We start from the raw sequence: 10,943 nt of genomic DNA on the forward strand, positions 1-10,943 counted from the left end.
CATGGCGAGCACCTGTAAGCCACTACACATCCCCCCCGCCATTCAATCCGAAGAAACCGGTCTAGTCTCAGCTGTCGGAACCCATCACAAGGATCAACCGACAGCCATGACTCAGCAAAAACTTGGAAGGATTCTGCTCACCAACGACGACGGCATCGACGCCCCTGGCCTGAAAGTCCTGGAGCAGGTTGCCGCGCAACTGGCCGATGAGGTGTGGGTGGTTGCCCCGCGTGCAGACCAGAGCGGCACCTCGCACTCGCTCAGCCTGCACGCTCCGCTGCGGGTCAGTGAGCATGGTGACAAACGCTTCGCCGTCACCGGCACGCCAGGTGACTGCGTGGTGATGGCGGTGCAGCACCTGCTCAAGGACGCGCGGCCAGACCTCATCCTTTCCGGGGTCAACCGAGGCGCGAACCTGGGCCTGGAAACGGTGTTCTCCGGCACGGTCGGTGCCGCCATGACGGGCATGCTGCTAGGGATTCGCTCGATTGCCCTGAGCCAGGCCTATAGCGACCGGGCAGACGTGCCTTGGGACAACGCGCTGACCCACGCGCCCAAGGTGCTGCAGGCACTGCTGAGCCAGGATTGGCCAAGCGATGCCTGCCTGAATGTGAACTTCCCCGACTGCGACCCGCAGGCCACCTTGCCTTTGAAGGTGACGCGGCAAGGTGCCGGGCCTTTGAACAGCATGTCGGTGCGCAAAGAGGTGGACCCTCGTGGGTTCGACTACCACTGGATCAAGCTGAACAATGCCAGGGAGGTCGACCAGCCTGGGACTGAAATGGCTGAACTGGCGGCAGGGCATGTCACCGTCACACCGCTGCAGTTTGAGAGAACACATATGGCGGCGTTCAATGATGTGGCGTTGAAGTGATCATCGCGAGAGGTTCAGCGCCTGTGAGATCGAGCGCCGCCCGCGCGGCGCATCGCGGATAAATCCGCTCCTACATTTGTTGCAACGTGACCATGCCTGGGAGGCCATGGTTGTCAGCCGTTTGTAGGGCTCAAGACATGCGCCAGGGCTGGCAACCATGGCGTAACAGGTTCGGCACGTTGCAACAGATGTAGGAGCGGATTTATCCGCGATGCGCCGCGCGGGCGGCGCTCGATCTCACAGGCGCTGAACCTTTCACGGCGAACACCTCTGAACCGTTGCACAACCCACTATGACCTCTCAGGCAACTTCATATGCCGCGCATACCAAGGCCTGCGCGGCGTACGCCGCAGCAGGTCGCCAACATCCCGCTCACCGCTGAAGGCAATGCGCAACGCCAGCTTCATCGCCTCCACCTCCATCTCCCCAGCACCGCCCCCCGCATCGGAAATACCCCCACAGCCATGGGTCATCGGCCCGAGCCAAGGGTCACCAACCTGCACCCAACGCCCCGGCGCAAACCACGACACGCCATTGACCTCGCGACGCTGCACCTCCCCCGGATGGGCGCGTTCGTGGGCCCGGTACCAGTCCTCGATGCGGTCGTCGATCCAACCATGGAAGCGCCAGAACACCGGGTTCACATGGGACGAGAACGGGTCGCCGAGGAAGTCGTTTTCCTCGCGGAACCAACGCGCCGCATAGTCCGTCTGGTTCCGGTCGCCCATCACCGGCGCACCATTGGAAGGGTCGCGGGTGACGGTTGCCCAGCGCATGTGCAGCCAGTCGTGGATGTTCAGCTCCACCTCCGAGCCGAACTGCCCGAGGGTCAGGCGGCTGAGGTAGTCAGGGTCCTGGTACTGCGATTCCCAGACCTGGAAATTGCTGAAGAACGTTTCTGCCGCCTTGATGCCATGCAGCCATTGGCTCAGTTCCTCATCATTGGCCGCGACCCAGGCCGGCGGCACCGAGTTGCCGTCATGGTTTTCCTGATAGCGGATGAACCCTTGCCGGTCGTACTCAAGCTGCGGTGACGGCAGCGGCAGTTGCGCCCAGTTCGGCAAGTCGGGCTGCAAGCCACGCGCATGCCTCAGCATGTGCCGGTGCATGAAGAAGAAGTCCTCGCCGGAACCATTGAGGTGCTTGCGCCGCCCACGAGCGCCGCGTTCGGCGTCACGCGGGCCAGGTTGCCAGCCGGCACCGCGCAGGGCATCGCGCTTGCTGTCGTCCAGGCGGTGCCACTTGTCCCGGGTGGCATGCCACACCTGGTGAAACAGCCGGTGCTCGGGCGAATTCAGCCAGGCCATCAGCGCCGGCGCCAGCGGCGTGACCTGGCGTGCCTCGGGGAAGGCGCGCTTGCTGGCGACGAAGTGGTTGTCCGGTTCAGGGCTCAGCAGCGGCCGGTCGATGCGACGGATGCGCCCGGTCAGGGTGCCGGCACCGGCGTTGCCCCAGGAAGCCCAGACTTCATCGAGGGTCGCCACCAGTTCATGGCTCGGCGCTGACGCCCCAGCCGGCACCAGGCGCCAGCGAACCTTGCCGGCATCGGCGGCAACCAGCTCGCCGAGCACCCGGTAGCGCGGCTGGTCACTGCCGCGCAGGCGTTCGGCCACGTCGATGAAGCCGCGCAGCGAGCGGCCGGTCGGGCCGACATCGAGCAGCATCTGCACACCCTGCAGCGGCAGGCCATCCAGGCCGGCCTCGGCACCACTGAAGCGCAGGTCCCAGATGCCGCGCAGCTTGTCGCCGATGCGCACGCCCGCACTGGCGGCGGCCTCGACCGTGGCCTCGCCGGGGGTCTCCACTTCATCCTTCCTGAGCTTCTCGTCGTGGTCCTGCGGCTGGCGCGCATACCACGCTGCCGAACCCGCCGCCCCGGCTACCGCCAGCCCCACCATGAACCCACGCCTGGAAAACCTCATCGCCACATCCGTATCCGTGTCAGCCACGCCTATCGAGCTAGAACGAGATGCCGGGCAGCAAATTTACCAGTAGCACACCGCTAAATTTCCCCCTGCCGCTCTCGTCCCTCCGTGACAGGCAAGCCCCGTGATCGCGGCTGCCGCAACCGCATCGACCCTGGCAACCAACGGGATGGCAATGAACACGACACGCTTGCGCAAGGCCCCCTACCTCGCCGCCTTGGCGCTGATCCTCACACTCGCGGGCGCCGCGGCCTGGTACTTCTTCATCTACCTGCCCGCCGGCTACCCGCGCGAGGTGATGAAACATGCCGAAGAGCTGCAGGAACGCATCATCTCCTTCGACAGCCACATCACCGTGCCGCTGAACTTCGGCACCGAAGGCAAAGAGGCCGACAAGGACGGCAGCGGCCAGTTCGACCTGGTCAAGGCTGGCCGCGGCCGCCTCTCTGGCGCGGCGCTGACGATCTTCGGCTGGCCGGAAATCTGGAACGGCGCCAACGCGCCCCATCGCCCGACTGCCGCCTTCGTCGATGAAGCACGCCAGCAGCAGGAAATGCGCTACAAGATCCTCACCGGCATGGTCCGCGACTATCCCAACCAGGTCGCCATCGCCTACACCCCCGCTGACTTCCGACGCCTGCACGGCGAAGGCAAGTTCGCGATCTTCCTCAGCATGCTCAATGCCTACCCGCTGGGCCACGACCTGAATGCCTTGGACACCTGGGCCGCGCGCGGCATGCGCATGTTCGGCTTCAGTTACGTGGGCAACAACGCCTGGGCCGACTCTTCGCGCCCGCTGCCGTTCCTCAACGACACCCCCGACGCCCTCGGCGGCCTGTCGCCGCTGGGTGAACAGGCCGTGGGCCGGCTCAACGACCTGGGCGTGATCATCGATGTCTCGCAGATGTCTACCCTGGCGCTGGAAGACGTCGCCCGCCTGAGCCGCGCGCCGATGGTCGCCTCGCACTCGGCACCGCGTGCACTGGTGGACATCCCGCGCAACCTCAGCGACCACGAGCTGCAAGCGATCAAGCACAGCGGCGGCGTGGTTCAGGTGGTGGGCTTCCCGGCCTACCTCAAGCCGCTGAGCCAGGGCACCCTGGACAAGCTCAACACCCTGCGCAAGCGCTTCGACCTGCAGCCGCTGAACGGCCTGGCCAACGCCCTGATGCCGGGCGACGCGATCATTTCCATCTGGCCGGAAAAGAAGTTCGGCGAGTACGCCAGCGCGCTCTACGCCATCCTCGACGAAGAGCCCCGCGCCACAGTCAAGGACATGGTCGACGCCATCGACTACACGGTGCGCAAGATCGGCATCGACCACGTCGGCATCGCCTCCGACTTCAACGATGGCGGCGGCGTCACCGGCTGGATGAACGTCGGCGAGTCGCGCAATGTCACCGCCGAGCTGATCCAGCGCGGTTACTCCGACGCCGATATCGCCAAGCTGTGGGGCGGTAACTTCCTGCGCGTGTGGGAAGAGGTGCAACGCCTGGCCAAACCCGGCACCAACACTCAAGCGGAGCGTGGCTGATGAACGACCGTCGCAGCTTTCTCAAGCAGGCAGGCGTGCTTGCCGCCGCCCTGCCCCTGACCGGCAGTTTTGCCCAGACCGCACTGGCTGCCACGCCTGTGGCAAACCCCGGCCAGAACAAATGGCAGGCCCTGCGCCAGCAGTTCGACCTGGACCCGGCCTACCTGCACTTCTGCAATTTCCTGCTTGCCTCCCACCCCCGTGTGGTCAGCGAGGCCATCGCCCGCTTCCGTGCGCGGCTGGACCAGAACCCGGGCGAAATGGTCGACTGGGACCGCGAGGAACTTTGGGGCTATGAAAACGAAGTGCGCGCGTGGGCCGGCCGCTACTTCGGCGTGCAGCCGGGCCAGGTGGCCCTGACCGGCAGCACCACCGATGGTTTGTCGATGATCTACGGCGGCCTGCAGGTAGCGCCGGGCAAGGAGATCCTGGTCAGCGCCCACGAGCACTACTCCACCAACACCCGCCTGGCCTACCGCGAACGGCTGATGGGCACCCAGGTGCGCCGGGTGGCGCTGTTCAAGGAACCGCAATTGGCCTCGGTGGACGAAATGCTCGGCAATATCCGCCAGGCCATCCGCCCGGAAACCCGCGTGCTCGGCATGACCTGGGTGCAGTCCGGCAGCGGTGTCAAGCTGCCGATCCGTGAAGTCGGCGAACTGGTGAAAACCGTCAACCAGAGCCGCGACGAGCAGGACCGGATCATTTACGTGGTCGACGGCGTACACGGCTTCGGCATCGAGGACGTGAACTTCGCCGACTTCAACTGCGATTACTTCATCGCCGGCACCCACAAGTGGCTGTTCGGCCCACGCGGTACCGGCGTGATCATCGCCCGCGAAACAAAGCCCCAGCCCTATCTGGTGCCCAGCCTGCCGACCTTCACCAAGGGCGAGAACTTCGGCACCTTGATGACCCCCGGTGGCTACCACGCCTTCGACCATCGCCTGGCCCTGGGCAAGGCGTTCGAACTGCACCTGCAACTGGGCAAGGCCGATGTCCAGGCCCGCGTGCACCAGCTCAACGACTACCTCAAGCAGCGCCTCGCCGAGCACTCCAAGGTGCAGCTGGTGACGCCACGCAGCAGCCAGCTTTCCGCAGGCTTCACCTTCTTCCGCGTCGAGGGCCGCGATTGCGACGCCGTCGCCCGCCACCTGATGGCCAACAAGGTGATCAGCGATGCCGTCGACCGTGATGTCGGCCCGGTAGTGCGCCTGGCCCCGAGCCTGCTCAACGACGAAGCCGAGATCGACCGGGTGATGGCCATCCTCGCCCCGCAACTCGCCTGACCTTTCGCCTTTCAAGAGAACCGCCATGCACATGTTCAAGCCCCTGGCCCTGATGGCCGCCCTGCTCGCCAGCGCCCCGGCCTTTGCCGCCGGCACGCACACACCCGGCAAAACCTTCAAGGACTGCAAGGACTGCCCCGAAATGGTCGTGCTGCCCGCCGGCAGCTTCACCATGGGCGTACCGGATGACGAAGTCGGCCGCCAGCCCGACGAAGGCCCGATGCACACCGTGACCTTCGCCAAACCCTTCGCCATCAGCCAGTTCCAGGTGCAGGCCAAGCAGTTGCAGGCCTGGCAACGCGAAGCCAAGGTCACCCTGCCTGACGGCGACGACCGCCCAGGGCGCCGTTGCACCAACGGCAAGCCCAGCTACCCGCAAGGCCCCGACCAGCCGGCGGTGTGCATCAGCTATGACGAGGTCAAGGCCTACGTGGCCTGGCTGTCGAAGAAGACCGGCAAGCATTACCGCATGCTCAGCGAAGCCGAGCGCGAATACGGCGCCCGCGCAGGCTCCAGCGGCCCGTTCCCGTTCCCCTTCGATGAAGGCAAGGAATACAGCATCGCCAAGCACGCCAACACCTATGGCGCCGCCGACGGTTACAACTACACCTCGCCCGCCGGCAGCTTCCCGGCCAACGCCTTCGGCCTCTACGACATGCACGGCAACGTCTACGAATGGGTTGCCGACTGCCGCCACGACAGCTACGTCGGCGCGCCCGGCGATGGCAGCGCGTGGATGGAAGCGAGCTGCGAGTACAACCACATCCGCGGCAACGACTACAGCGAAGCGCCGGTGTTCTCCCGCTCGGGCAACCGCAATTACCGCGAACCCTATGTGCGCGGTGACTGGCTGGGCTTCCGGGTAGCCCGCGAGCTCTGAGCAACACCCCTCTGCCAGGTACCGCCAGCGCTACCTGACTTGCCCGGGCGCACGGCCCGGGCCGGCTAAATCACAGCCCCCCTCACACGTCTTTTCACTGGGCAACCAGCCCACACGGCGCTCGCACGCGCAGCGCCGAAACCGCATCCGCGTACCCACCAGGAATTCACCATGAACCGATCGACCCCTGGCGCACTCCGCGAACTCCTCGGCCTGCTCAAGCCTTACCGACTGATCGTCGCCCTGGCCGTCGTGCTGGGGATCGTCGGCGGCCTGTGCATCACCTTGCTGCTCGCCAACATCAACAACCTGCTGCATGCCCCCGGCGCCATCACCTGGGGCGTGGTACTGGCGTTCGCCGGTATCTGCCTGCTCGCCCTGTGCGCGTCCATCGCCTCGGACATCGGCACCAACTATGTCGGCCAGCATGTGATCGCCAGGCTGCGCCGCGACCTCGGCGAAAAAGTGCTCAGCGCGCCCATCGAGCAGATCGAGCGCTACCGCAGCCACCGCCTGATCCCGGTGCTGACCCATGACGTCGACACCATCAGCGACTTTGCCTTCGCCTTCGCGCCACTGGCCATTTCCCTGTCGGTGACCCTGGGTTGCCTCGGCTACCTGGCCCAGCTGTCCTTGCCGATGTTCCTGATCACCGCCTGCGCCATCCTGGTGGGCACGGCCGTGCAGTACATCGCACGGGTGCGCGGTATCCGCGGCTTCCATGCGGCCCGCGAGGCGGAAGACGAAATGCAGCGGCATTACAGCGGTGTCGCGTCCGGGGCCAAGGAGCTGCGCATCAGCCGCCCGCGGCGCCAGCGCATGTTCGACGAACGCATCAGCCGCACCGCCAACTTCATCCGCGACACCCACATCCGCTCGATCAACATCTTCGTGGTCGCCAAGAGCCTGGGCTCGATGCTGTTCTTCGTGGTCATCGGGCTGGTGCTGGCCCTGCAACAGGCCGAGCTGATCACCGACCCCAAGGTCACCAGCGGTTTCGTGCTGGTGCTGCTGTTCATGAAGGGGCCGCTTGAGCACCTGGTTTCGACCCTGCCCATCGTCAGCCGCGCGCAGATCGCCTTCCGCCGCATTGCCGAGCTGTCGACCCAGTTCTCCTCGCCCGAACCGCACCTGCTGCTCGACGCCCCTGAAGTCCCCGACCGGCAGATCAGCACCCTCGAACTGCGCAACGTGCGCTTTGCCTTCCCGCCAGTGGACGGTGCCGCGCCGTTTGCCCTGGGGCCGATCAACCTGCGCGTCGAACAGGGCGACATCCTGTTCATCGTCGGCGAGAACGGTTGCGGCAAGACCACACTGATCAAGCTGCTGCTGGGCCTGTACGCGCCCCATGAAGGCGAGATCGTGCTGGACGGCCAGGCCGTTACCGCCAGCAACCGCGACGATTACCGCCAGTTGTTCACCACGGTGTTTGCCGATTACTACCTGTTCGATGACCTGCTGCAGGACGGCCAGGCCTTGCCCGAGGACGCCGGCAAGTACCTGCAACGCCTGGAGATCGCCCACAAGGTGCAGATCCGCGATGGCGCCTTCACCACCACCGACCTGTCCACCGGCCAGCGCAAGCGCCTGGCACTGGTCAACGCCTGGCTGGAGAAACGCCCGGTGCTGGTGTTCGACGAGTGGGCCGCCGACCAGGACCCGACCTTCCGGCGCATTTTCTACACCGAATTGCTCCCGGAACTGAAGCGCCTGGGCAAGACCATCATCGTCATCAGCCACGACGACCGCTACTTCGACGTGGCCGATCACCTGCTGCGACTGCGCGACGGCAAGCGGGTGGAAGAAGAAATCACAGAATTTTCACATTGATTTTTCCGGTTCTGGGGAGCCGGCACGTTACATAAATGCAAATAAAACTCATAAGTAATCTATCTGCTAACACTGAGTATCCGCATGACCATTAATACGGTTTCGCCGCTCGCCCGGGCGGTTCGCAGGAAAACACTGGCCATCCTCCCTTCGTCGCTACTCGCCTGTGCGCTGGCAGCGTCCATGGCAGCGCAAGCCGAGCCGGTCGCGCTGGATATCCCTTCGCAAGGGTTGGTGGGGGCTCTGAATACCCTGGCCAAGCAGGCCAATCTGCAGCTGCTGTATAGCCCGGACGCGGTGCACAACACCCCGGCGCCAGCGGTCAAGGGCAACATGGAGCCGGAACAGGCCCTGCGCCTGCTGCTTCGCGACAGCGGCCTGACCTACCAGCTCGACGGCCACACCATCACCCTCAGCGGGCCCGCCGATGCTTCCGCCCTGAACCTGGGCCCGGTGAACATTTCCGGGCGCCAGTTCGATGCCACCACCGAGGACTCGGGGAGCTACACGTCCAACGCGGTGACCATCGGCAAAGGCACCCATCGCCTCAAGGACATCCCGCAGTCGGTCAGCGTGGTCACCCGCAAGGCGATGGACGACCAGCGCCTCGACACCCTTGACCAGGTGCTGGAAAAAACCACCGGCATCACCACCTACCAGAGCCCGTCCGGCGGCAAGTACATCTACTCGCGCGGCTTCGAGGTCGAGACCATCCAGTACGACGGCGTGCCGCTGGACCGCCGCTACTACGGCATCGGCAGCAGCTTCACTTCCGACACCCTGTTGTACGACCGCGTGGAGATCCTGCGCGGCGCCAACGGCCTGCTGCAAGGCAGCGGCAACCCGGGTGCGGCCATCAACCTGGTACGCAAACGTCCGAAGGCCGAGCCTTCCCTCTCCATCACCGCCAGCGCCGGCTCCTGGGACACCTATCGCCAGACCATCGACGCTAGCAGCCCGCTGACCGCCGATGGCCGGCTGCGTGGGCGCCTGGTCGCCGGCCATGAAGACCGCGACTACTTCTACGACACGGCGGATAGCCGCAAGAACGTGCTGTACGGGATTCTCGAATACGACCTCAGCGACTCCACCACAGTCGCCGCCGGTGCCAGCGTCGAAGACCTGCACTCGACGCCCTACTTCGGTGGCCTGCCGCGCAACAAGGACGGCAGTGCGGTAAACGTCAGCCGCTCGACCTTCACCGGCGCCGACTGGAACAAGTGGAACAACAAGCAGACCACCTACTTCGCCGATATCACCCACGACTTCAACGAAGACTGGCGCCTGAAAGCCTCCGGCAGCTACATCCGCGAAACCAACGACATTTTCTACAGCTTCGGCCGCGGCGCCGTCGACCCGGCAACCGGTAACGGCATGCAGTCGCGTGCCTACCTGTACGACTTCGAGAACATCAACCAGGGCGCCGACATCAACCTCACCGGCAAATGGCGCGCCTTCGGCCACGAGCACGAGATCGTGGTGGGTGCCAACGCCAGCGACCTGCGCACCGACGACCTGCAAGGCGGCCTGCTCAACCTCGGCCCGATGAACATCTATGACCCGGTCTCGCCTCGCGAACCCACCCTGGATGAAATGCTCAGCACCACCTATGCCGGTGTTTCCAAGGCCAAGATTCGCCAGAATGGCGTGTACGGCGTGATGCGCTACAAGCTGATCGACCCGCTGACCCTGGTGCTCGGCGCACGGGTCAGCAACTACAAGTACGACTACGAGCTGACGCGCTTCACCACGTCGTCGCCCGACCCTTCACATGCGAAGGAAACCGGTGAAGTCACGCCGTACGGCGGCTTGATCTACGCACTGAATGACCAATGGTCGGCCTACGTCAGCTATGCCGACATCTTCAAGCCGCAGACCGAACTGACCGAGGACCTTGCCCCGCTCAAGCCGATCGAAGGCTCCAACTACGAGATCGGCCTGAAGGGCGAACTGCTGGATGGCCGGGTCAACACCAGCTTCGCGGTGTTCCGCGTCGACCAGGAAAACCGCGCCCAGTACGACTACAACTCGGTGTGCGGACAGGACGGTGAAACCAACTGCTACGTGGCAGGCGGCAAGGTACGCGCCGAAGGCTTCGATGCGGAAATCAGCGGTGAGGTGCTGGCTGGCCTGCAACTATTCGCCGGCTATACCTATACCTCGACCAAGTTTCTCAACGACCCGGGTGATGGCAGCTCGTCTTCCGGCTCCACCTTCAACAGCTACACGCCACGCCACCTGCTGCGCTTCTGGGGTGACTACAACCTGCCTGGCGAGCTGAACCAGTGGACCGTCGGTGCCGGCGCCAACATCCAGAGCAAGAACCACAACACCAACCAGGGTGGCACCAACGGCATCGACAAGATCGAGCAAGCCGGCTACGCCATCTGGAATGCCCGCGTGGCGTACCAGATCAACCAGAACTTCAGCGTCGCCCTCAACGGCAACAACCTGTTCGACAAAAAGTACTACTCGTCCATCGGCTGGTTGAACGCGAGCAATGTGTATGGCGAACCTCGTAACTACACCGTGACCCTCAGAGCTGACTTCTGACGCAAACGGTATGAAAAAGGCCCCTGGCGTGATGCGCGAGGGGCCTTTTCAATGCGGT

Annotated in this window: 7 protein-coding genes; 6 read left to right on the forward strand and 1 reads right to left on the reverse strand. The window is 64.5% G+C overall.

The features are described from left to right. The first annotated feature begins 106 nt into the window (after positions 1 to 106). On the forward strand, positions 107 to 874 hold the full coding sequence (gene surE / locus BUQ73_RS18650) for a 5'/3'-nucleotidase SurE (RefSeq protein ID WP_079229181.1): 768 nt from the start codon (positions 107 to 109) through the stop codon (positions 872 to 874). Positions 875 to 1,164: 290 nt separating this feature from the next. On the opposite strand, the gene BUQ73_RS18655 is transcribed toward surE, so the two are convergent. Then, positions 1,165 to 2,796, reverse strand: coding sequence for a twin-arginine translocation signal domain-containing protein (locus BUQ73_RS18655; RefSeq protein WP_079229182.1), 1,632 nt, complete (start codon positions 2,794 to 2,796; stop codon positions 1,165 to 1,167). A gap of 178 nt (positions 2,797 to 2,974) precedes the next feature. Here BUQ73_RS18655 and pvdM point away from each other — a divergent pair, with 178 nt between their 5' ends. From pvdM to BUQ73_RS18680, 5 genes are all read left to right on the forward strand, one after another. Then, on the forward strand, positions 2,975 to 4,333 hold the full coding sequence (pvdM, locus tag BUQ73_RS18660; RefSeq protein WP_079230589.1) for a pyoverdine-tailoring dipeptidase-like protein PvdM: 1,359 nt from the start codon (positions 2,975 to 2,977) through the stop codon (positions 4,331 to 4,333). Then, on the forward strand, positions 4,333 to 5,622 hold the full coding sequence (gene pvdN, locus BUQ73_RS18665) for a pyoverdine-tailoring periplasmic protein PvdN (RefSeq protein WP_079229183.1): 1,290 nt from the start codon (positions 4,333 to 4,335) through the stop codon (positions 5,620 to 5,622). The genes pvdM and pvdN overlap by 1 nt, the downstream gene beginning before the upstream one ends. Positions 5,623 to 5,647: 25 nt before the next feature. Further along, positions 5,648 to 6,502: a formylglycine-generating enzyme family protein gene (locus BUQ73_RS18670; protein ID WP_079229184.1), complete on the forward strand. Its 855-nt coding sequence runs from the start codon at positions 5,648 to 5,650 to the stop codon at positions 6,500 to 6,502. A gap of 171 nt (positions 6,503 to 6,673) precedes the next feature. Further along, a complete protein-coding gene (locus BUQ73_RS18675) occupies positions 6,674 to 8,332 on the forward strand; it encodes a cyclic peptide export ABC transporter (RefSeq protein WP_079229185.1) in 1,659 nt (552 codons plus the stop codon). 84 nt (positions 8,333 to 8,416) lie between these two features. Next, positions 8,417 to 10,885 carry a TonB-dependent siderophore receptor gene (locus BUQ73_RS18680; RefSeq protein WP_079229186.1) on the forward strand — a complete coding sequence of 823 codons (2,469 nt, stop codon included), beginning with the start codon at positions 8,417 to 8,419 and terminating at the stop codon, positions 10,883 to 10,885. The last annotated feature ends 58 nt before the right edge of the window (positions 10,886 to 10,943 follow it).

This window comes from Pseudomonas putida (assembly GCF_002025705.1).
GTDB classification, from domain to species: domain Bacteria; phylum Pseudomonadota; class Gammaproteobacteria; order Pseudomonadales; family Pseudomonadaceae; genus Aquipseudomonas; species Aquipseudomonas putida_J.